The 23,816-nt window shown below is 38.0% G+C and carries 14 protein-coding genes; 9 read left to right on the forward strand and 5 right to left on the reverse strand.

What is annotated here, in order from left to right:
* Positions 1-30: 30 nt before the first annotated feature.
* Positions 31-1,017, reverse strand: coding sequence for a fasciclin domain-containing protein (locus tag C8C84_RS07195; protein WP_158592551.1), 987 nt, complete (start codon positions 1,015-1,017; stop codon positions 31-33).
* Positions 1,018-1,337: 320 nt separating this feature from the next.
* Here C8C84_RS07195 and C8C84_RS07200 point away from each other — a divergent pair, with 320 nt between their 5' ends.
* The 8 genes from C8C84_RS07200 (at position 1,338) to pafA (ending at position 19,040) form a co-directional block, all read left to right on the forward strand.
* On the forward strand, positions 1,338-2,045 hold the full coding sequence (locus tag C8C84_RS07200) for a toxin-antitoxin system YwqK family antitoxin (protein WP_121312884.1): 708 nt from the start codon (positions 1,338-1,340) through the stop codon (positions 2,043-2,045).
* Positions 2,046-2,209: 164 nt separating this feature from the next.
* Positions 2,210-3,397, forward strand: a complete 1,188-nt coding sequence (gene mnmA, locus C8C84_RS07205) for a tRNA 2-thiouridine(34) synthase MnmA (RefSeq protein WP_121312885.1) — start codon at positions 2,210-2,212, stop codon at positions 3,395-3,397.
* A gap of 26 nt (positions 3,398-3,423) precedes the next feature.
* Positions 3,424-5,031, forward strand: a complete 1,608-nt coding sequence (locus C8C84_RS07210) for a S8 family serine peptidase (RefSeq protein WP_121312886.1) — start codon at positions 3,424-3,426, stop codon at positions 5,029-5,031.
* 22 nt (positions 5,032-5,053) lie between these two features.
* Positions 5,054-5,998, forward strand: a complete 945-nt coding sequence (locus tag C8C84_RS07215) for a nitronate monooxygenase family protein (protein WP_121312887.1) — start codon at positions 5,054-5,056, stop codon at positions 5,996-5,998.
* A gap of 384 nt (positions 5,999-6,382) precedes the next feature.
* Complete coding sequence (locus C8C84_RS07220) at positions 6,383-14,404, forward strand: gliding motility-associated C-terminal domain-containing protein (protein WP_121312888.1); 8,022 nt, start codon at positions 6,383-6,385, stop codon at positions 14,402-14,404.
* A 5-nt stretch (positions 14,405-14,409) separates the two neighbouring features.
* Complete coding sequence (locus C8C84_RS07225) at positions 14,410-15,375, forward strand: type IX secretion system membrane protein PorP/SprF (protein ID WP_121312889.1); 966 nt, start codon at positions 14,410-14,412, stop codon at positions 15,373-15,375.
* 7 nt (positions 15,376-15,382) lie between these two features.
* Positions 15,383-17,266: an OmpA family protein gene (locus C8C84_RS07230; protein WP_233549756.1), complete on the forward strand. Its 1,884-nt coding sequence runs from the start codon at positions 15,383-15,385 to the stop codon at positions 17,264-17,266.
* 163 nt (positions 17,267-17,429) lie between these two features.
* A complete protein-coding gene (gene pafA, locus C8C84_RS07235) occupies positions 17,430-19,040 on the forward strand; it encodes an alkaline phosphatase PafA (protein ID WP_121312890.1) in 1,611 nt (536 codons plus the stop codon).
* Positions 19,041-19,124: 84 nt separating this feature from the next.
* On the opposite strand, the gene C8C84_RS07240 is transcribed toward pafA, so the two are convergent.
* The 4 genes from C8C84_RS07240 to C8C84_RS07255 all read right to left on the reverse strand — a co-directional run bounded on the left by C8C84_RS07240 (position 19,125) and on the right by C8C84_RS07255 (position 22,322).
* Positions 19,125-19,916 (reverse strand): DUF3667 domain-containing protein, encoded by a 792-nt coding sequence (locus C8C84_RS07240; RefSeq protein ID WP_121312891.1) that lies wholly within the window; start codon positions 19,914-19,916, stop codon positions 19,125-19,127.
* Between the two features lie 85 nt (positions 19,917-20,001).
* Positions 20,002-20,487, reverse strand: coding sequence for a phosphoglycerate mutase family protein (locus C8C84_RS07245; protein ID WP_158592552.1), 486 nt, complete (start codon positions 20,485-20,487; stop codon positions 20,002-20,004).
* A 138-nt stretch (positions 20,488-20,625) separates the two neighbouring features.
* Positions 20,626-21,831, reverse strand: coding sequence for a diaminopimelate decarboxylase (gene lysA, locus C8C84_RS07250; protein WP_121312893.1), 1,206 nt, complete (start codon positions 21,829-21,831; stop codon positions 20,626-20,628).
* Between the two features lie 86 nt (positions 21,832-21,917).
* Positions 21,918-22,322 carry a hypothetical protein gene (locus tag C8C84_RS07255; RefSeq protein ID WP_121312894.1) on the reverse strand — a complete coding sequence of 135 codons (405 nt, stop codon included), beginning with the start codon at positions 22,320-22,322 and terminating at the stop codon, positions 21,918-21,920.
* 196 nt (positions 22,323-22,518) lie between these two features.
* Here C8C84_RS07255 and sucC point away from each other — a divergent pair, with 196 nt between their 5' ends.
* Positions 22,519-23,712 (forward strand): ADP-forming succinate--CoA ligase subunit beta, encoded by a 1,194-nt coding sequence (sucC, locus tag C8C84_RS07260; RefSeq protein WP_121312895.1) that lies wholly within the window; start codon positions 22,519-22,521, stop codon positions 23,710-23,712.
* Positions 23,713-23,816 lie beyond the last annotated feature (104 nt).

The following is a 23,816-nucleotide window of genomic DNA, read 5'->3' on the forward strand; positions in this document are numbered from 1 at the left end:
TGCGCCTTCATTTTCATAACAATTTTATTATTATAGAGCAGGTTGTAAAACTCTGTTTACACCGTGAATTACACCATTAGAAGCTTGAATATCTGCTTGAAATACTCTCGATAAATTATTTGCAGTATCACGAATATCTACTGTGTTAGTTCCTAGAATAACAGTTGTGTTTTGAACAGGATTTGTAAACATTGGAACAACTTGATTATTTGTCAGTTGAGTTGAACGCACATTTCCAGCGGTAGTGACGTGGTACTGTAATACTTTAGTAACTTGAGCAGCAGTTGCACCATTAGCAAAACCACCTGTGCCCAATGCTGTTGTAAATGCAGCATTATTTGGAGCAAAAAGAGTAGCAGGAGCTGACGCAGTAAGTCCTGATAAAGCGGTCAAGACAGCAGCTTGGTCAACACTTGTTACCACTGTTTGCAAAGTTTCAAATTCAGGGTTATCAACCACGTGGTCAACCAAAGTAGGAATTTGAATTACTCTATTTACAATATGGATAACACCATTACTGGCATCAACATCGGCAGTAGTTACAACAGCACCCTTGCTGTCAATACCACCATTCAATGTCACAAATGCCCCTGATTTTTGAACAAACATGCTAATTCTAGGTGAATTTGTTGCAGAGCTAAATGGAGAAAGAGTAGTGACGTAAGTTGAAGCTGGAATTGCTGAGCTCAGAATTTCTGAATCGATAACGTGATTTAATAAAATACTTCTCAATACATTTACGTCAACATTATTAACATTCACGTTTGCACCAAGTGAGGCAAAAAATGTAGTGAATGCGCTATTTGTTGGAGCAAATACAGTAAACTGTCCGGCTCCGTCCAGAGTTGATGTCAATCCAGTACGATTTAGTGCCGTTACTAATGTTGAGAAATCGGGATTAGCCGTTGCAATTTCTGCAATAGTTTGAGGTTGGTTTGAATTGTTGTCGTCATCACTACAAGACAACATTGTTAATGCAATACATGCAATAGACATTTTTTTGATTAGATTTTTCATGGTTATTTTGTTTAATGTTTCAGCTAAATTATGAAACATTGTTTAACAAAAAACGAAGAAGAATAAACAAAATAACAATTTATAAATACTTTAACAGTTTTGTTTAAGGTAGTTAAATGTCGATATTACAGTTGTTTATAAATAGAGTAAGTAGTTTTGTAGTTCATTGCTATCTGATTAACTTCAAAAAGTTAAACAGAAATAACGCTATGTTTTAAAATATTTTTAACAATCAGCGGATACTAAAAAAATATATTCTCCGTTTATATAATAACTTTAAATTTGTGGCTCTTATTTAATACCAATCAATGACATTTCTTATGAAGTATATTTTCCTTTTTTTATTACAAACAGTTGTTCTTTTTGCACAAGATTTTAACAGATTAGACGAAAACGGTAAGAAGCATGGCGTGTGGAAAGGCATTTTTGAAGAGTCAAAACGACCACGATATGAAGGTACTTTTGAACATGGTAAAGAAATTGGGTTGTTTAAATTTTTTGATGATACTAAAGCAGGAACTGTTATAGCTACAAGAGATTTCAATGTAAAAGATAATTCTTGTTATACCATTTTTTACAATCAAAAAGGAAGTAAGGTTAGTGAAGGAAAGGTTGTCAATAAAAAGTTTGAAGGTGAGTGGAAATATTACCATTTTGATTCTCCTCAAATAATGACTTTAGAATTTTATGCAAATGGTAAATTGAATGGTGTTAGAAAAGTATACTACAAGAGCGGGCAAATTGCTGAAGAAACTACCTATAAAAATGGTGTCAAAGAAGGATTGTATAAAAGCTATGCCGAAAACAGTGTCATAATTGAAGAAAGCAATTATAAAAATGATCAATTGGATGGTTTGGCCGTTTACAAAGATGCGACTAATAAAATAACCGGTCAAGGCTCTTTCAAAAACGGAAAAAAAGTAGGTGTATGGAAAGTCCTTGAAAAAGGAAAGGTGAAAGAGGTTAACATGAACTACGAAAACAAAAATTTCAAAAGACCCAAAATGCCTAAACAACCGACTGAATAAATCATTGGTCTTATCCCAAGGAGATAAGTTTTGATTACCACTTCATTGTTTTAACTGATGTCTGAACGTGAAATTATTCGGATTTTGAGTTAACTTTGCAACACCCGAATCTCGTCCTAAAGACGAGAAGAACGGAACGAAGTTAAAATTTTCGCTGCTATAAAATGAAAAGAGTTGTTGTCGGTCTTTCCGGAGGTGTTGATTCCAGTGTTGCTGCTTATTTGTTAAAAGAACAAGGCTATGAAGTCATTGGGCTTTTTATGAAGAATTGGCATGACGATTCGGTTACCATTTCCAATGAATGTCCATGGCTAGAAGACAGTAACGACGCACTACTCGTAGCTGAAAAATTGGGAATTCCTTTCCAAACAGTTGATTTAAGCGAACAATACAAAGAAAAAATCGTGGACTATATGTTCAACGAATACGAACAAGGACGCACGCCAAATCCGGATGTATTGTGCAATCGCGAAATTAAGTTTGATGTTTTTATGAAAATCGCTTTAAGTTTGGGAGCCGATTATGTCGCAACCGGACATTACTGTCGAAAAGGAACCATCGAAAAAGATGGAAAAGAAATTTTTCAATTGTTAGCCGGAAAGGATGGTAATAAAGACCAATCTTATTTTTTGTGTCAATTATCACAAGAACAATTGTCAAAATCTTTATTTCCCATAGGTGAATTAACCAAACCGGAAGTTCGTGAAATTGCTCTTCAACTGGATTTAGTTACCGCAGAAAAGAAAGATTCTCAAGGTCTTTGCTTTATCGGTAAAGTTCGTTTGCCCGAATTTTTGCAACAACAATTACAACCCAAAGAAGGATTTATTTATGAAATCACCGCTGGTGATGAAATTTATAATCAAGAAATACCAACTTTCCATTCGTTAGAAGAACAATTGGCTTTTGAAGCCAAAGGGATTTCTTATACTTCCGATAGCGGAAAAGTAGTAGGCAAACACCAAGGGGCTCATTATTTTACCATCGGACAAAGAAAAGGACTAAACGTGGGCGGAACCAAAGAAGCGCTTTTTATCATCTCCACTGATGTAAAAACCAATGCTATTTATACCGGTCAAGGTGTAAATCATCCCGGTTTGTTTAAAAAGACATTACGAGTTCAACCTGCCGAAATTCATTGGATTCGAGAAGATTTGGCTTTAAAAAATGGAGAAACCATGGAAGTAATGGCGCGTATTCGTTATCGTCAACCTTTGCAAAAAGCTACTTTGTACCAATTTGAAAGTGGTTTGTATGTTTCTTTTGACGAACCACAATCGGCTATTACTGAAGGACAGTTTGTTGCGTGGAATATTGGCGATGAATTAGTGGGTTCAGGAGTTATTTCATAAATTAGCACATCACAAAAGTAAAGGCGATGAACAAACTATTACTTATTGCATTTTTTCTATTTAGTTTTTTAGGATATGCTCAAGAAGATGCTTGGGTTTATTTTAATGACAAACCCAATGCGCAAACTTTTTTAGACAATCCATTGACCATGTTAACCCAAAGAGCATTGGATAGAAGGACAGCACAAGGCATTGCGTTGAATGTCAGCGATGCACCCATTGAACAATCTTATATTGATCAAATTATAGCAGCCGAAGGTATTGAAGTTAAAGCCCAATCCAAATGGCTGAATTGTCTTCACATCCGAGGAAACGTTACCGATATTGAAGCTTTGACGAGTTTGACTTTTGTAAATCACATTCGCTATGCAGATCATTCTTTGAATGCTAAAATGCCACTACAGACTGCGATTAATTCGGTGAATAAACAATTGGATACCCAGGAAACTTTTGCTTATGGCAATTCATTGAATCAAGTTTCGATGCTTAATGCACATTTGTTACACCAACAAGATTTTACCGGTTCAGGCAAAATTATTGCAGTTATGGATTCAGGTTTTTCTGCAGTAAATACAATTACTCCGTTTGACAGAATGTTCAACAATGGTTTGTATTTGGGCGGATATAATTATGTTGGTGGCAATACCAATGTTTTTTCGTCTCACAACCACGGAACTATGGCATTGTCTTGCATGTCGGGCTATGTAGAAGGACAATTGGTTGGAACTGCACCTGATGCACAATACTATTTATACATTACAGAAGATATTTCAAGTGAAAACCCTGTAGAAGAAAGTTACTGGGTTCAAGCTGCCGAAGAAGCCGATAGGGTTGGTGCCGATGTGATTTCGACTTCATTGGGTTATTTTGGCTATGATAATCCAAATTACAGTTATACTTATTCTGATATGACAGGCGATAAAGCTTTTGCTTCTCAAGGGGCTAATATAGCTTTTAGTAAAGGTATGGTAGTAGTTGCCAGTGCAGGAAATTCCGGAAATTCAGCTAATCCAAATATTGGAGTTCCGGCCGAAGCGACTAATGTTTTGGCGGTTGGCGCCGTTCAGTTTAATGAACAGTATGCTGCTTTTAGTTCTATCGGACCAAGTTTTGACGGAAGAATAAAGCCTGATGTGATGGCCAAAGGGCAAAGTACTACTTTAGCAAATACAACCGGAAATGTTGTTACGGCAAGCGGAACTTCCTTTTCTTGTCCGGTGATGGCTGGTGCGATAGCGAGTTTTTGGCAAGCGATTCCTTGGGCATCAAACCAACAAATTGTTGATTTTGTAAAACAATCCGCAGATAGATTTCTGAATCCTACGGACGAATATGGTTATGGAATTCCTGATTTTGAATTGGCATTAAATATGGCTTTGCTTTCAGTGAACGATAATGTTGTAGGTAGATTTTTAGTTTATCCAAATCCAGCCAATACTATAATTTCAGTTTCTTTCCCTAATGGTTTTGAAGTAGCTAAAATGTCTCTTTATAATAATTTGGGACAAATGGTTTTAGAGAAAGAAATCAGTGCTAACCAACAACTTTCTCTCGAGCATTTAACTTCCGGAATGTATTATTATAAAATCAAGAGTAACGCATTGGAACAATCCGGAAAAATTATCAAGCATTAAATTTCAATCATTTTTGATTTAGATGAATAAAATCACCCAACTTTTTAAGATTAAATACCCAATTATTCAAGGCGGAATGATTTGGAATAGTGGCTATAAATTAGCGAGTGCTGTCAGTAATGCCGGTGGATTAGGATTAATTGGCGCCGGATCGATGTATCCAGACGTTTTGAGAGAACACATTCAAAAATGTAAAACTGTAACGGACAAACCTTTTGGGGTAAATGTGCCGATGTTGTATCCTAATATTGAAGAAATTATTCAAATCATAATCGAAGAAGGTGTTAAAATTGTTTTCACTTCAGCGGGAAATCCAAAAACCTGGACCAGTTACTTAAAGGAGAAAGGAATTACTGTTGTGCATGTAGTGAGCAGTTCTAAATTTGCTCTAAAAGCCCAGGAAGCCGGAGTTGACGCTGTAGTAGCCGAAGGTTTTGAAGCTGGAGGACATAATGGAAGAGAGGAAACGACCACATTAACCTTGATTCCCATGGTGAAAGAACAAATTTCAATTCCGTTGATTGCCGCAGGTGGAATTGCAACCGGTCGCGGCATGTTGGCCGCGATGGTTTTAGGCGCTGATGGTGTTCAAATAGGTTCTCGTTTTGCAGCATCTTTTGAAAGTTCGGCCCATGACAATTTCAAGAATACTATAATCAACACCAAAGAAGGAGATACACAATTAACTTTGAAAGAATTGGCACCGGTTCGTTTGATAAAAAATAAATTCTATAACGATCTCCAAGAATTATATGCAAAATGCCCAAGTCCTGAGGAATTGAAAATACTTTTAGGAAGGGCAAGAGCTAAGCGCGGCATGTTTGAAGGAGATTTGGAGGAAGGCGAATTAGAGATAGGGCAAATTTCCGGATTGATTCATGAAATCAAATCAGTTGAAAATATTGTAGCAGAAATCATTTCTGAATTTGAATTTGTCAAGCAAGAACTACAACGTCCAATATTTTAACCATTTTAGTTTTACAATTTATTGTTAATAAGATAGCATTTCAGTGTAATCTTGTTAACAATTTTTATTTTTCTGAGGTTCTTAAAAATTCTTAATAACTTCTTTTTTTTGGGTTTTCTTTTTTTAAATGATTGTACGTCAGTAAAATATGCTCGTGTTGTGTTGTTAGGAAGTTGTTAATAATGTTGATTATTTTGTTTATAACATTTTAATAAGTCAAAATTTGTCGCCTAAATTATAAGTAATATAGTGGTGGTAATTTTACTTTGACTAATACTATAGATTCGCAACTGAATTAAATGTTCTTTCTGGTTGAAGTTTTATTGTTTCATATGAAAAGGAGTGATGTTGTACGGATTTAAATTGTATTAAATAGAACTGCTTATGAGAATAACTACTCTCGCCAAAAATTATTTTTTCTACTGTGTTTTGATACTAACACTATTTGGGCAGAATGGTTTCGTTTATTCTCAATGTCCAACAGTAACAAATACTGCGCAATCTTTTTGCGACACCCAATCTCCTACTATTGCCAGTTTGCAAGCTGTCGATAATGGAGGTGGAATTAAATGGTATGCTACTGCAACTTCAAATACTCAACTTACCAATTCAACGGTATTAATCAATGGAGAGGATTATTTTGTCGATGATAATACCGGTAATTGTGGGCCAAGGCAGAGTGTTACAGTTACAATATATTCTGCGCCAACCGGTGCCAATTTTCAAGGGGTTTGTGTGACCAGTTTGAGTCAAGCGACCCCATCTAATCCACAATTTGTTATCAATGGGAATAATTTACAATGGTATACTACACCCAATGGTGGAACAGCACTTTCTCCTACAGCAATTTTAACTGATAATACAATATATTATATAAGTCAAACGAATCCGGATACAGGTTGTCAGACTTCCAGACTTTCTGTTTTTGTAAATGTTGGATTGGTTCCGACGCCGCTGGGAAGTGCTGTTCAGGAATTTTGTAATATTCCAGGGAGCCCGCCAACTGTGGGTGATTTAGTAGCTTCTGGGAATAATAATTGGTATTTAACATCAGCCTTTGGAATACCGTTAGATCTTTCAACGCCATTGGTTAACGGACAATTTTATTATGCAACTACTGTTGATCCGCCATGTGAAAGTAGCATTAGGCTTGAGGTTTTGGTTAATCTTTACGAACCCAATGATGCCGGAAGTAATGGAAACAGAAGTATTTGTGTGAATGAAATAGCTACTACAATTCCGTTTGATCTGTTTAATCTATTAGGAGGAACACCTGACAACACGGGTGTTTGGAGCGGTCCAATTTTAACCACAAATGGATTTCAAGGAACTTTAGATGTTTCTACTATGACACTCTTAGGTAGTCCTTATGTATTTACTTATACAGTTTCCTCTGCTTTATGTGCTAATGATACATCGACTGTTACAATTACAATTTTGGGATTGCCAACAGCAACAGTATCGGTAAGTCCAACACCTTCGTGCTCCGGAAGTCCAGCGACTTTTACATTTACCGGTACACCAAATGCGACAGTTACTTATAATATCAATGGCGGTGCGAATCAAACAATCACTTTAAACGGAACAGGCACAGCAACTTTAACCGGAACTTACACTGCGAATACGACAGTAAACATTGTCAGTGTGGCGAGTTCAGGTACGCCAAGTTGTGTCAATCCACAAACTAGCAGTGTTGCTTTAACCATTTTGCCATTACCAACTGCAAGTGTATCGGTGAGTCCGACACCAATATGTTCAGGAAGTCCAGCGACTTTTACATTTACAGGTACACCAAATGCAACGGTTACTTATAATATCAATGGTGGTGCGAGTCAAACTATCGTTTTAAACGGTGCCGGGACAGCAACTTTAACCGGAACTTACACCGCAAATACGACAATCAATATTGTCAGTGTGGCGAGTTCAGGTACGCCAAGTTGTGTCAATCCGCAAACTAGTAGTGTAACATTAACTGTTTTGCCATTGCCAACAGTGAGCGTTTCGGTAAGTCCGACGACATTGTGTTCAGGAAGTACAGCAACTTTTACATTTACAGGTACGTCAAATGCGACGGTTACTTACAACATCAATGGTGGTGCGAATCAAACTATCGTTTTAAACGGTGCCGGGACAGCAACACTAACCGGAACCTACACTGCGAATACGACAGTAAACATTGTTAGTGCGGCGAGTGCAGGCACACCAAGTTGTGTCAATCCACAAACGAGCAGTGTTACATTAACTGTTTTGCCATTGCCAACAGTGAGTGTTTCGGTAAGTCCGACGACATTGTGTTCGGGAGATTCGGCTACTTTCACTTTTACCGGAACACCAGATGCGACAGTTACTTATAATATCAATGGCGGTGCGAATCAAACTATCATTTTAAACGGAACAGGCACAGCAACCTTAACCGGAACCTACACTGCGAATACGACAGTAAACATTGTTAGTGTGGCAAGTTCAGGAACACCAAGTTGTGTCAATCCTCAAACAAGTAGCGTGACTTTAATCATTCAGCCATTGCCAACAGCAAGTGTTTCGGTTAGTCCGACGACATTGTGTTCGGGGGATTCGGCTACTTTCACTTTTACCGGAACACCAAATGCGACGGTTACTTACAACATCAATGGTGGTGTGAATCAAACTATCGTTTTAAACGGTGCCGGGACAGCAACATTAACGGGAACTTACACCGCGAATACGACAGTAAACATTGTTAGTGTGGCGAGTTCAAGTACACCAAGTTGTGTCAATCCACAAACCAGTAGTGTTACATTAACTGTTTTGCCATTGCCAACAGCAAGTGTTTCGGTAAGTCCGACGACATTGTGTTCAGGAAGCACAGCAACTTTTACATTTACCGGTACGCCAAATGCGACGGTTACTTACAACATCAATGGTGGTGCGAATCAAACAATCACCTTAAACGGTGCCGGCACAGCAACACTAACCGGAACTTATACCGCTAATACAACTGTAAACATTGTCAGTGTGGCGAGTTCAGGTACACCAAGTTGTGTCAATCCTCAAACAAGTAGCGTGACTTTAACCATTCAGCCATTGCCAACAGCAAGTGTTTCGGTTAGTCCGACGACTTTGTGTTCAGGAAGCACAGCAACTTTTACATTTACCGGAACACCAGATGCGACAGTTACTTATAATATCAATGGCGGTGCGAATCAAACTATCATTTTAAACGGAACAGGCACCGCAACCTTAACCGGAACCTACACTGCGAATACGACAGTAAACATTGTTAGTGTGGCAAGTTCAGGAACACCAAGTTGTGTCAATCCTCAAACAAGTAGCGTGACTTTAACCATTTTGCCATTACCAACTGTAAGTGTTTCGGTGAGTCCAACGACCTTGTGTTCAGGAAGCACAGCAACTTTTACATTTACCGGTACGCCAAATGCGACGGTTACTTATAATATCAATGGCGGTGTGAGTCAAACTATCGTTTTAAACGGAACAGGCACAGCCACTTTAATCGGAACCTATACTGCGAATACGACAGTAAACATTGTCAGTGTGGCGAGTGCAGGCACACCAAGTTGTGTCAATCCACAAACAAGTAGCATCACTTTAACCATTCAGCCATTGCCAACAACAAGTGTTTCGGTAAGTCCGACGACATTGTGTTCAGGAAGCACAGCAACTTTTACATTTACCGGTACGCCAAATGCGACGGTTACTTATAACATCAACGGCGGAGCCAATCAAACCATAGTTTTAAATGGCGCAGGCACCGCAACATTAACGGGAACTTACACCGCGAACACCACAGTAAATATTGTAAGTGTTTCAAGTTCAGGCACGCCGAGTTGTGTCAATCCGCAAACGAGTAGCGTTACTTTAACCATTCAACCATTGCCAACAGTCAGCGTTTCGGTTAGTCCAACGACATTGTGTTCAGGCGATTCCGCTACTTTTACATTTACCGGAACACCAAATGCGACGGTTACTTACAACATCAATGGTGGTGCAAATCAAACCATCGTTTTAAACGGAACAGGTACAGCAACTCTAACCGGAACTTATACTGCTAATACAACTGTAAACATTGTCAGTGTGGCTAGTTCAGGTACACCCAGTTGTGTCAATCCGCAAACGAGTAGTGTAACATTAACTGTTTTGCCATTACCAACAGTGAGTGTTTCGGTAAGTCCGACGACATTGTGTTCGGGAGATTCGGCTACTTTCACTTTTACCGGAACACCAAATGCAACGGTTACTTATAACATCAACGGCGGAGCCAATCAAACCATAGTTTTAAACGGCGCAGGCACCGCAACCTTAACCGGAACTTACACCGCAAATACAACAATCAATATTGTTAGTGTAGCGAGTTCAGGTACGCCAAGTTGTGTCAATCCGCAAACGAGCAGTGTGACTTTAACCATTCAGCCATTATCAACAGTGAGTGTTTCGGTAAGTCCGACGACATTGTGTTCAGGAAGTACAGCGACTTTTACATTTACCGGAACACCAAATGCGACAGTTACTTATAATATCAATGGTGGTGCGAATCAAACCATCGTTTTAAACGGAACAGGCACAGCCACTTTAACCGGAACCTACACTGCGAATACGACAGTAAACATTGTCAGTGTGGCGAGTGCAGGCACACCAAGTTGTGTCAATCCACAAACAAGTAGCATCACTTTAACCATTCAGCCATTGCCAACAGCAAGTGTTTCGGTGAGTCCGACGACATTGTGTTCAGGAAGTACAGCGACTTTTACATTTACCGGTACACCAAATGCGACGGTTACTTATAACATCAACGGCGGAGCTAATCAAACCATAGTTTTAAACGGCGCAGGCACCGCAACCTTAACGGGAACTTATACAGCAAATACGACTGTAAACATTGTAAGCGTGGCAAGTTCAGGAACACCAAGTTGTGTCAATCCACAAGCGAGCAGTGTTACTTTAACCATTCAGCCATTACCAATAGTGAGCGTTTCGGTAAGTCCGACGACATTGTGTTCAGGCGATTCCGCTACTTTTACATTTACCGGAACACCAAATGCGACAGTTACTTATAATATCAATGGTGGTGCGAATCAAACAATCACCTTAAACGGAACAGGCACAGCAACATTAACCGGAACTTATACCGCTAATACAACTGTAAACATTGTCAGTGTGGCTAGTTCAGGTACACCAAGTTGTGTCAATCCTCAAACAAGTAGCGTGACTTTAACCATTCAGCCATTGCCAACAGCAAGTGTTTCGGTAAGTCCGACGACATTGTGTTCGGGAGATTCGGCTACTTTTACATTTACCGGTACACCAAATGCTACGGTTGCTTATAATATCAATGGCGGTGCGAATCAAACCATCGTTTTAAACGGAACAGGTACAGCCACTTTAACCGGAACTTATACCGCTAATACAACTGTAAATATTGTAAGTGTGGCGAGTTCAGGTACGCCTAGTTGTGTAAATCCACAAACGAGTAGTACAACGCTAACAGTGGTTGAACCTCCAATAGTCGGTGCAAATGCAAGTACAACAATTTGTATTTTAAATCCATCATTTGATTTATTCCCATTATTAGGGCCGACGGCTCAATTGGGTGGAACTTGGTCACCGGCATTGGCTAGTGGAACCGGAGTGTTTAATCCTACAGTCGATCCCGCCGGAACTTATACTTATACCATTTTAGGAACAACTCCTTGTCCGCCTGCATCAGCTTCTGTAGAAGTAATTGTTAATCCGATTCCGGATGCAGGAAGCGATGGAACTTTGACTATTTGTTCGAATCAAAATTCAGTTGATTTATTTGCCTCTTTGTTAGGAACGCCTCAGTTGGGAGGAACTTGGTCGCCTGCTTTAGCCAGCGGAACCGGAATTTTTAATCCGGCAGTTGATGCTTCAGGCGTTTACACTTATACAATCACTGGTGTTGCTCCTTGTGTGGATGATATAGCAACAGTAAGCGTAACTGTAACTCCCGGACCGGAAGCAGGAAGTAACAACTCCATTTCGCTTTGTGTCAATAGTTCGGTTCAAGATTTAGCTTTGTTATTAGGTCCTAATTCACAACCCGGCGGAGTTTGGTCTCCGGCTATGGCAAGTGGAACCGGTGTCTTTAATCCGGCAGTTGATCCGCAAGGCGATTATACTTATACACTAACAGGAACCCAACCTTGTGATAATGATTTTGCTGTAATTACAGTAACCGTAAATCCGGTTCCGGATGCAGGAAATGACAATTTGGTTGCTGTATGTTCTAATGGTACAGCTCAAGATTTATTCCTATTATTAGGTGTCAATGCACAAGCAGGCGGAACTTGGTCTCCGGCTTTAGCTAGTGGAACAGGGTTTTTCAATCCGACGGTTGATGTTGCCGCAACTTATACTTATAGTGTTGGTGGTGGTTTATGTACAACGGATACTGCAGATGTAATCGTTACTATAATCCAAGCAGCAAATTCCGGTGGAGTTGGCCAGACTTTAAATGTCTGTGTAACTTCAACTTCAGTAGATTTATTTACCGGATTAGATGGAACGCAAGGCACAGGAACCTGGAATGATGATAATGGAACAGGCGCTTTGATAGCCAATGTATTCAATCCTTCAACGGTTGGTGTTGGAACCTATAATTTTACTTATACTGTAGTTGGTACTTCGCCTTGTGCAAATTCAAGTTCTACCGTTACAGTAATTGTAAATCCACAACCCAATGCAGGAACATTTACAGGAATTGTATCGCTATGTCCAAGTGTAGGCGTTTTAGATTTGGCGACTTTATTAACGGGTCAGAATTCTGGTGGTGTATGGACAGACAGTAGTGCACTAGTGGTAACTTCACCAATCACCATTATCAATTTTGCTCCGGGAACTTACAGCTATACTTATTCAGTGACCAACGCTTGTACAACCGATACCGAAGTGGTTCAGTTTACTATTTTAGCCAATCCAATAATTTCCACTGTTAATGTTACGATTTCTCCGGCTTGTTTAGGGTCGAATGCAATTGTGAATCTAAACGGAATGGTGGATGGAACTTATACTTTGAGCTACGATTTATCCGGTGCCAATATTTTGTCCGGACAAACCGCAACAGTTACGATTACTTCAGGAATTGGCAATTTCAGTATCCCAACAGCTTCACTTCCTAATATTGGAACCACTGTAATCATGTTTACTAATATATTGAACACAGTTACGAATTGTTCAACCAGCTTAACCAATGTAGCAACCCAAATCCAAGTGAGACCTTTAGCCGATATTGACAGTGCGAATTTATCTGCAGCCAATGTTTGTTTCGGAAATAGTCTTGTAGTTAATATTGCCAATGCAGTAAACTTACCGGATGGCGTTTACCAATTCAATTACTCTATTCCCAATGCAACGCCTACGACCGGTGTTACCGGAAATGTAACAGTTACCGGTGGAATAGGACAGTTCACTGTTCCGGCATCGATATTTACAGTAGCAGGAAATTACACTTTAACTATTATTGGAATTATTGCCACAACCGGTTGTACCAATGCCAATGAAAATGCAACCGTTAGTTTTGTAATTAATCCAATCCCAAGTTTAACCACCGCATCAGTCACCGTTCAAGACACTTGTGCTAATTTTACCAGCTTAGTTACCATTTCAGGAGCGACTGACTTACCAAATGGCGATTACACCATCACCTATCAATTAACTGGAGCCAATACGGCGTTGAATACTATTACAGTTACATTCACGGGTGGAACAGCAACCTTTTCCATTCCGGCAACCGATTTAATTAATAATGGAAGTACCACATTAACCATTAACCAATTGAATTCTATAGTAACTAACTGTGGTGTCGCGGGGAATGTTGTCAATCCGATTAATTTCAACGTCACCTTAATTGGAACTCCACAAATCATTCAGGATGGCAATCTTTTCTGTCAAGATGATAACCCAACGATTGAGACTTTGACCGCTAATTTGATTGGATTCCCAACCGTAATTTGGTACAATGCTCCAACCGGAGGAACGGCTTACGCCAGTACAGATTTACTGGTTAACGGTACAACCTATTATGCAGCTTTAATCGCGGCGAGTGGTTGTGAAGGAGCCATTAGATTAGAAGTAACTGTAGATACAACCGTATGTGATGACTTATTTATTCCGGATGGTTATTCGCCAAATAATGACGGCATTAACGACACTTTTGAAATTCCGAACTTAGCGCTATTATACCCGAATTTCAAATTGGAAATCTATAACCGTTACGGAAATTTAATCTATACAGGAAATAGAAATACGCCAAATTGGGACGGAACAACAACCGTTAGCGGATTAAATCTTGGAAACAATCTTTTGCCAGTAGGCGTTTATTTCTACATATTGAATTTCAATGACGGAATAAGAGAAGCTATCCAAGGAAGAGTATATCTAAACAGATAAGGAAGATGAGTACAAATAGGAAACATAGTCTTTTAAAATATATTTCAGCGGTACTTATCGTGTTGAGCTCTTCTGCTGTGGTTGCGCAACAAGATCCTCAGTTTACGCATTATATGTATAATATGAGTGTCATTAATCCGGCATATGCGACAGAGAATAAAGATGTCATTAATATGGGTGGAATCTATCGCGCCCAATGGGTTGGTATTGAAGGCGCTCCAACAACTCAATCTTTTTTTGCCCACAAACCTTTATCTAAAAAAGTCGAAATGGGAATTTCTATTGTTCATGACGAAATCGGAGACGTTGTACAAGAGAGTAATATTTTTGCCGATTTCGCTTATGTATTATCGCTATCCGAAAAAACAAGATTGTCATTTGGGGTAAAAGCCGGAGTAACGCTTTTTAGTGCCAATTTTAACGGTTTTCAATACACCGATCCGGTGCTCGATCCGGCATTTCAGAATAACATCAGCGAAACATTTCCAAATATTGGCGCCGGAACTTATTTGTTTGGCGACAACTATTATCTCGGACTGTCTGCTCCAAACTTGATGACATCAAGGCATTTAGAAACCAATAACGGATTGGTAGGTAGTGGTGTTGAGTCCATCCATTTCTTTATGACCGGTGGTTATGTGTTTACGTTTAACGGCAACGATAATTTCAAATTGAAACCGGCTTTCATGGCGAAAGGCGTAGAAGGCGCACCGGTTTCAATAGATTTAACGACTAATGTTTTAATCAACAACCGATTCGAAGCCGGAGTAGGTTATCGAATAGATGATTCTGTTAGCGGTTTGGTAGGTTTTTATGTTACACCAACCTTAAGAATTGGCTATTCTTATGATTATACACTTTCCAATTTGAGAAGTTTTAACTCAGGTTCACATGAAGTGTTTGTTTTGTTCGATCTTGATTTGGGCCGACTTTCGAAAAAAGGGTATGATAAATCACCAAGATTCTTTTAAAATGGATATGATGAAAAAAATCTTCTACATACTTTTTATTTTTTGCAGTATCACCACTCTTTTTGCCCAAAAAAAAGTTAGTGTCAAACAAGCCCATTCTTTGTTTGACAGAAAATCCTATGTCAAAGCCGCAGAGGCTTATGAGCAATGTGAACAGTCACAAAAAGTGTTACAGAATTTAGGCGATTGCTACTATTTCAATTTCCAAATGAATAATGCTGTTCGCGCCTATGGACAGTTGTTCTTTACTTACAAAGACAGTGTAAAAAAAGAAGTTTATTTCCGTTATGCCAATGCTTTAAAAGGCACCAAAGATTTTGATAAAGGCGATGTTATCATGTCGGAATATTTAGGTTTCGACCAAAATACGCCTAAGTTCATGAAGAATGTGACGCGAAATACACCACACAGTTTCAAACTCGAAATGATGTCGAAGAACAAAACCAATGGTGATTTCGGAATTGCGTTTTATGGAGATAAAGTAACTTTTGCCTCGCTAAGAAATGCCGATGAAAAAGCCTATGGTTGGAATGACAGACCTTATCTCGATTTGTTCATGGCTTCTGTAAATGATAAAGGACAATTGGTCAAAGTGGAACCATTTCCCGAAAGTATCAATACCAAAAAACACGAAAGTAACGCAACATTCAGTGCCGATGGTAAAACCATGTATTTCAACAGAACCGGTGACAAACAAGTAGAAATAAACAACGAAAGAGTAGCCACGGTAAAAATTTATAAAGCAGAATATGTTGGTGACAAATGGACCAATGTCAAAATGTGTTCGTTTTCAAGCGACGAATATTCAGTGGAACATCCATTTTTAACGAAAGACGGAAAGAAACTCTACTTTGCCAGCGATATGAAAGGAACGATTGGTTCGATGGATCTTTTTGTAGTCGATATTTTGCAAGACGGCACTTTTAGTCAGCCGAGAAATTTAGGCGAAACCATCAATACCATTCACCGCGAACAATTTCCTTTTCTAACCGAAGATGGAACCTTGTATTTTGCGTCCGATGGTCATCAAGGCAACGGAAATCTGGATATTTTTATGAGTTATAAATTGGACGAAACAGAATTCGACAAACCGTTAAATCTAGGCTCAACAATCAACAGCGAAATGGACGATTTCAATTTCATATTGGATGAAGCTAATGATAAAGGTTATTTTGCTTCTAATCGGACCGGAGATGACAATTTATATACTTTCGTGCGTGAAGATAATAAACTGCAATATTTAGTCGAAGGTGAAGTGCGTGATATGAAATCATCGGAGCTTTTGCCTGGTGCAACAGTGAAATTGTATAACGAAAAAGGCGAATTGCTCGAAGAAGTTTTAGTCGGTAAAGATGGCGATTTTACATTCAATACGGAGCCGAATACGAAATACAAAATCATGGCTTTTAAAGATTTCTATATTCCGGCGGAAGCCGAATTTGATACGAGCGTGAAAGGCAAAGTTTATATCGATTTACAAATGAAAGTTGAGTCTTATTACGATGCAGAAGACATCATCAACAAAAAAGAAGACGGAACGGTTTTAATCGAGTTAGAAAATATTTACTTCGACTTAGACAAATGGAATATCAAACCACAAGCCGCACAAGTCTTAGATGTCTTGGTTGGTTTATTGAAAAAATACCCATACATGGAAATTCAAATCGGTTCTCATACCGATACCAGAGCTTCTGAGATGTATAATTTGAGATTGTCAAATAGAAGAGCGGCTTCGGCTTTAGAATATTTGGTGCAAAACGGAATAGACAGAAAACGTATGAAATCTGTAGGTTATGGTGAAAGCAAACCATTGATCATTTGTCCGAAAAACGATTGTACCGAAAGTGAACATGCCACCAATCGTAGATGTACATTTATGATTCTGAAATAAGTTAGTTGTTGAATGTTGTTATAAATTGGATTTTTTGAACTCAGATGCATGCTTTACCAAGCGTGCATTTGTTTTTTAGCTATAAGGTAACTTTAGATTAACATAAATATTCAGAATGAATTCGGTTGTAATCGCTATTTTTGTTGTTCAATAGTTAACTCCAATGAAAAAAATATTTTCCTTATTTTCCTTAGTGATTTTTTCTAATCTTTCGGCACAGGAAAGACCAAAACTAGTAGTCGGCATAGTGATTGACCAAATGAAAATGGAATACCTATACCGTTTTCAAAGCGATTTTACCGAAAATGGTTTTAAGCGATTGATGAAAGATGGTTATACTTTTCACAATATGCATTACAATTATATGCCAACTTATACCGCGCCCGGACATGCGTCTATTTATACCGGAACAACTCCGGCTATGCACGGCATTGTTAGCAACGAATGGTTTCACCGAACCTTAAAAAAAGAAGTGTATTGTACAGACGATGAAAGTGTGACTACTTTGGTTCCGGGAACAGAGAAAGAAGGTAAAATGTCACCGAAGAATCTTCAAGCCACCACCATAACCGATGAGTTGAAACTAGCCACCAACTTCAAAGGAAAAGTGATAGGAATGAGTATCAAAGACCGAGGCGCCATTCTTCCGGCCGGACATTTTGCGGATTGGGCTTTTTGGTATACTAAAACAGGTGAGTTTATCTCGAGTTCATTTTATGGAAATGCTTTACCCAAATGGGTGGATGACTTCAACAAGGAAAAACAATATTTACCTTATATGAACAGCGGTTGGCCTTTGCTAAAACCTATCGAAACATATAATGAGAGTTTAACGGACGATAACAATTATGAAGGAAAGTTGTATAAAAAGGCTCCGGTTTTTCCATACAATTTAAAAGAAATGTATGAAAGTAACGATGCCGGAGTATTAAGAGTTACACCATTTGGAAATGATGTTTTAGCCAATTTGGCTAAAAGAGCCATCGAAAAAGAAGCATTGGGTAAAGATGATATCACCGATTTTTTAGCGGTTAGTTTTTCCTCAACCGATTATATCGGACATACTTTTGGTCCGCGCTCGATTGAAATCCAAGATACTTATTTGCGCCTTGATTTAACGATAGCTGGTTTTTTAAATTATTTAGATAAAACTGTTGGTAAAGGAAATTATTTGATTTTTATGACTGCCGATCATGCTTGCTCCGAAAACCCAACGCACTTAAAAGACCACAAATATAATGTAGACAACATCAGTTATAAAGACGTTTCGAAAGATTTAGTAGCGTTTTCAGAACAAACTTTTGGCGTTAATTTATTGTTGAAATATGACAGTTATAATGTTCATTTCGATAAAGAAATAATCAAAACAAAAGGGTTGGATTTAGTAAAAGTAAAACAAAGTTTCAAAGACTTTTTATACACTAAAAATTATGTAAAAAGAGTTTACACCGAAGAAGAAATACTGACATCTTCAAGTTCCGACCAGTTGTTAAGCTTTGTTCAAAAAGGCTATGATCCAACTCAAAACGGCGATTTGTATTTTGTCTATAAACCCGGATTTATTGAGTATTCAGCTACTGGTGCAACACACGGCTCTCCTTATACTTATGATACTAATGTGCCTTTATTATTTTATGGTTGGAACATCAAAAAAGGCGAAACCCACGATAAAAAAGAAATCACACAAATCGCTCCAACATTGGCACAAAAATTAAAAATCACGTTGCCTAACGCAACAGATAGTGAGGTTTTGGAAGAGATTTTAGAAAACTAATAAAAAAGACTGCTTAAGCAGTCTTTTTATGTTTTTGGTTGGAATATATTTTTTATTTATAAAAGTTTTGACAATTGATTTTGTTTATTTCTTCGGAGCTAATTCTCTTAGTGATTCTGGTCCATACATCACTAATGTTCCAATTACAAAAGCAAAAATCAAGACAACATAAAGCACTATACCAATAAGAACAAAGAAAACTACTTTCACTATAACATCGCCAATACTTTTCTCCGGAAAAAAATCTTTATAAAACCAAACCATAATTACTGGTATAGAAAGCATTGAAAGAGATGTAATGGTTATAAACAAACCAACATTTCCATCTTTTAAAAAGAATAAAATAGGATAGAGCAGAAGTATGGTGAACAATAGATAAAAACACTGAATATAAGAATTCATGATAATGTGTTCATAAAAATTAGTCTTCCATTTTCTAAACAATAAATAAGTTATTATAGATATAAAAGGTATAGAAAGTAACATTAATAATGAATTGTAGCTCGACAAGAATGTCATCATATTGTTTGCAGTACTTTCAGGGATATCTAAACTAGCATAGTACGCTTTCATGATTTTTTCCATTTTTAAAAACTTAAATGAAATAAATGTAGAAATACCACTTAATACAAAAGTTAACATTATTGGTTTATAATGATTCACTCGGCTACCGTCAATAAATTCTTTGGCAGTTTTACCTGGATTTTTTAGAATTTTTTTTATTGAATAAAAAAAACCTTTGTTGGTATGCAATAAAAGATATTGCAATTCGTCAATCAAATATTTTCTATCAATTCGCTTGAATTTTTTTTGACCGCAATTGCCGCAAAAGTTCACAGTTATTGCAGTGCCACAGTTCTGACAGGTGTTTTCCATTTTTGATTAGTTTTTTTAGCCAACCAAAACTACAAAAAATACCACAAAATTTTTACGGAGTTTTAAAAATTTTCTGTCAGAAGAATTAAGGTGTGCTTTTTCCGTATTTCATTGGAGCTACTTCAGGTTGTTTCCCATCTACAAGCGTTACAACAAACAAATTGTCAAATTGACTTTCGCTAATACTTACGTTAAAAGTATTGTTGGTAAGCACTTTTAAAATTTCGGGAACCGTATTCGAATGCCCAACAATGACAATTGTCTTTCCACGATGGGAAGCCATTAGTTCAGTAACAAAATCTTGATAAGGCTTATCAGCAGGATATTCCGTAATAGTAATTCCCTTAGCAGTGGCCAATGGTGTTACCGTTTGTTTTGTGCGATTATAAGGTGTTGAATAAATAGCATCTACAGATACAGTGCTTAATGTTTTTTTAAGTTCTTCTGCCCTTAGCAAACCATCAGTACTAAGATTGGTGTCTTTGCTATTGTCCGCCTTTTCAGCATGTCGTAAAACGATGAACGCTGTTGAGTTTTGGGAATAGGAAGTTAAGGAAAATAGTAAAATCATAACTAAGCCAAAATTTTTCATGGTCGTTTACCTTTAGGTTATAGTCAAAGATAAATCTTTTTATGAAATAGTAGGATTGAAATGATTGCTCATAAAAAAATCCCGTCTTGTTTTTTGGTACGAGACGGGATTCTATTTTTATACTTCAACCAAAATCTGGTTCTGTAATAAATCTTCAAAAGATTCTCTCTCTCTTATCAAATGACCTTTGCCGTTTTTCCACAATACTTCTGCAGGTTTGAAACGCGAGTTATAGTTGGAAGCCATCGAGAAACAATACGCTCCGGCATTTCTAAAACACAAAGTATCGCCTTCATGAATTTCAGTAATTCTGCGGTTGCTGGCAAAAGTATCCGTTTCACAAATGTAACCAACAACAGTGTAGAAACGCTCTTTTCCTTTTGGGTTCGAAATGTTTTCAATAGTGTGTTGTGAACCGTAAAACATCGGGCGAATCAAGTGGTTAAAGCCAGTGTCAATTCCGGCGAAAACGGTAGAAGTGGTTTGTTTGATGACATTGACTTTAGCCAAAAAATAGCCGGCTTCACTGACCAAGAATTTTCCCGGTTCGAAAGCCAAAGTCAATTCGCGACCGTATTCTTTTTCAAAAGCCAAAAAGCGTTTGGTTAATTTTTTGCCTAATTCTTCGATGTTGGTTTCGATATCTCCTTTTTTATAAGGTACTTTAAATCCGGAACCGAAATCCAAGAAATCTAAATCTTTAAATTGTTTGGCAGCATCAAATAAAATTTCGGCAGCGTACAAGAATACTTCGATATCCAAAATATCAGATCCTGTATGCATGTGGATTCCGTTAATGTGCATTTTAGTGTTTTCTACGATGCGTAAAATATGCGGAATTTGATAAATAGAAATTCCGAATTTACTATCGATATGACCCACGGAAATATTCTCGTTTCCACCAGCCATTACGTGCGGATTGATACGAATACAAACCGGAACTTTCGGATGTTTTGTGCCAAAATGTTCCAATACGGAAAGATTGTCAATATTGATTTGAACGCCGAGTGCCGCTACTTCTTCGATTTCTTCGAAAGAAACGCCGTTGGGTGTAAAGATGATTTTGTCCGGTGTAAATCCGGCATGCAAGCCCAATTGTACTTCCTGAATAGAAACGGTGTCAAGACCTGAGCCCAAGTTCTTCAGTAGCTTCAGAATAGAAATGTTTGACAAGGCTTTCATCGCGTAGTTGATGCGAAGCTTTTCCACCTTGGCAAAAGCATTGGTTAAACGATTGTACTGAAACTCAATTTTTTCAGCATCATACACATAAAGTGGATTCCCGAATTCACGGGCCAATTGTTCTAATTCTGTCGGTTGCATAATTGTTATTTAATTTAACTGCAAAGCTAAGTCGCAACACTCGCAATTCCAAAGGAAAAAATAGCAGAATTCATGCTTTTTGAAAGCTATTGTACCAATTTAAGTCTAAAACCATCAGCAATAGACTGGTCTATAACAAATTCATTATCAGTTACTGAGAAACAGCCCATCTCTATTCCGTCTATTTTGATGATTTCACCACAAGGAAATTCAGGATTGTCAATAATTAGGTAGTTGTAAACACCGGTTTCGAATACATCCCATTTGTCAGGATCAGTATTGTTATTGACGACAGTCACTGTCTGCGTCGTTGGATTAAAGTTCCAAGTGATTAATCCGGGAGCAAAATTATTGTCGATTCCGGCAAAAGTGCCGCTTACATTAATCAGTTTCCATTGTCCTTGAACGGCATCGGAATTTGGATTGGAATCATTACTGCAACCTGAAAGTAAAATCAGTAATAAGATGGTTAGGGATAAGATTGATTTCATGTCTTTTGATTTAGAACTTAGATGCTTTAACTCAAAAACGGTTGCGTGGCTGAGGAAAAAAAATGCAGATTAAGAAATATACTAAATTGGTATACATTTCTTTTAGGTTTGATACTAATTAATTACTTTTGTGGCACATTTAGCTGTCCCGAAGTTTCGGGATTGTTCAATGCTTTATAAAAACTAACTATTTATTATGAACATACACGAATATCAAGGTAAAGAAATTTTAGCCAGTTACGGCGTTCGCATTCAACGTGGAATTGTGGCTAATAATCCTGTAGAAGCAGTTGCGGCGGCAAAACAATTGACTGCTGAAACCGGAACAGGTTGGCATGTAATCAAAGCTCAAATTCACGCTGGTGGAAGAGGAAAAGGCGGCGGAGTGAAGTTGGCCAAAAACTTGCAACAAGTAGAAGAAATTGCAGAACAAATCATCGGGATGCAATTGATTACTCCACAAACACCACCTGAAGGTAAAAAAGTGCACAAAGTTTTAATCGCAGAAGATGTTTATTATCCGGGAGAAAGTGAAACTTCGGAGTTTTATATGTCGGTTTTGTTAAACAGAGCCAAAGGAAGAAATATGATTATGTATTCTACTGAAGGTGGAATGGATATTGAAGAAGTGGCAGAACACACACCACATTTAATCTTTACTGAAGAAATTGATCCGGCTGTTGGTTTACAAGGTTTCCAAGCGAGAAGAATTGCCTTCAACTTAGGTCTTTCAGGAAATGCTTTCAAAGAAATGGTGAAGTTCGTTGATTCTTTATACAATGCTTACATTGGTTGCGACGCTTCAATGTTTGAAATCAATCCGGTGTTAAAAACCTCTGATAACAAAATCATGGCGGTTGATGCCAAAGTAAATATCGACGACAACGCTTTGTTCAGACAACCAAAATATGCTGACATGCGAGATATTCGTGAAGAGAATCCAATTGAAGTGGAAGCCAAAGAAGTTGGTTTAAACTACGTTGATCTTGACGGAACTGTTGGCTGTATGGTAAACGGAGCAGGTTTGGCCATGGCTACTATGGACTTGATAAAATATGCAGGTTTTGAACCGGCTAATTTCTTGGACGTAGGTGGAACGGCTGATGCAAAACGTGTGGAAACTGCGTTTAGAATTATCTTAAAAGATCCAAACGTAAAAGCCATTTTGATCAATATTTTCGGTGGAATTGTTCGTTGTGACAGAGTAGCACAAGGAGTTGTAGACGCTTACAAAAACATGGGTGATGCTATTAAAGTGCCTATCATTGTTCGTTTACAAGGTACCAATGCAGAGATTGCAAAAGAATTAATCGATAATTCAGGAATGCCGATTTTATCCGCAGTACAATTCCAAGAAGCAGCGGATCAAGTGAAAGCCGCATTGTCTTAAAAATTCAACACTAGGCTTAGCCGAATCGAGCGAAGCTAAATTGAATATAGAATTAAAAACCTGAGTGAAAGCTCGGGTTTTTTTATTATTTTTCGACCTTAATT

This window comes from Flavobacterium sp. 102, from assembly GCF_003634615.1.
In the GTDB taxonomy this organism is placed as follows: domain Bacteria; phylum Bacteroidota; class Bacteroidia; order Flavobacteriales; family Flavobacteriaceae; genus Flavobacterium.

Coding starts and splice junctions, on each gene's coding strand:
- sucC (WP_121312895.1), top strand. CDS start 22,519: ATGAACATACACGAATATCAAGGTAAAGAAATTTTAGCCAGTTACGGC.
- C8C84_RS07220 (WP_121312888.1), top strand. CDS start 6,383: ATGAGAATAACTACTCTCGCCAAAAATTATTTTTTCTACTGTGTTTTG.
- C8C84_RS07225 (WP_121312889.1), top strand. CDS start 14,410: ATGAGTACAAATAGGAAACATAGTCTTTTAAAATATATTTCAGCGGTA.
- C8C84_RS07215 (WP_121312887.1), top strand. CDS start 5,054: ATGAATAAAATCACCCAACTTTTTAAGATTAAATACCCAATTATTCAA.
- C8C84_RS07245 (WP_158592552.1), bottom strand. CDS start 20,487: ATGATTTTACTATTTTCCTTAACTTCCTATTCCCAAAACTCAACAGCG.
- C8C84_RS07210 (WP_121312886.1), top strand. CDS start 3,424: ATGAACAAACTATTACTTATTGCATTTTTTCTATTTAGTTTTTTAGGA.
- C8C84_RS07200 (WP_121312884.1), top strand. CDS start 1,338: ATGAAGTATATTTTCCTTTTTTTATTACAAACAGTTGTTCTTTTTGCA.
- mnmA (WP_121312885.1), top strand. CDS start 2,210: ATGAAAAGAGTTGTTGTCGGTCTTTCCGGAGGTGTTGATTCCAGTGTT.
- C8C84_RS07195 (WP_158592551.1), bottom strand. CDS start 1,017: ATGAAAAATCTAATCAAAAAAATGTCTATTGCATGTATTGCATTAACA.
- pafA (WP_121312890.1), top strand. CDS start 17,430: ATGAAAAAAATATTTTCCTTATTTTCCTTAGTGATTTTTTCTAATCTT.
- C8C84_RS07240 (WP_121312891.1), bottom strand. CDS start 19,916: ATGGAAAACACCTGTCAGAACTGTGGCACTGCAATAACTGTGAACTTT.
- lysA (WP_121312893.1), bottom strand. CDS start 21,831: ATGCAACCGACAGAATTAGAACAATTGGCCCGTGAATTCGGGAATCCA.
- C8C84_RS07230 (WP_233549756.1), top strand. CDS start 15,383: ATGATGAAAAAAATCTTCTACATACTTTTTATTTTTTGCAGTATCACC.
- C8C84_RS07255 (WP_121312894.1), bottom strand. CDS start 22,322: ATGAAATCAATCTTATCCCTAACCATCTTATTACTGATTTTACTTTCA.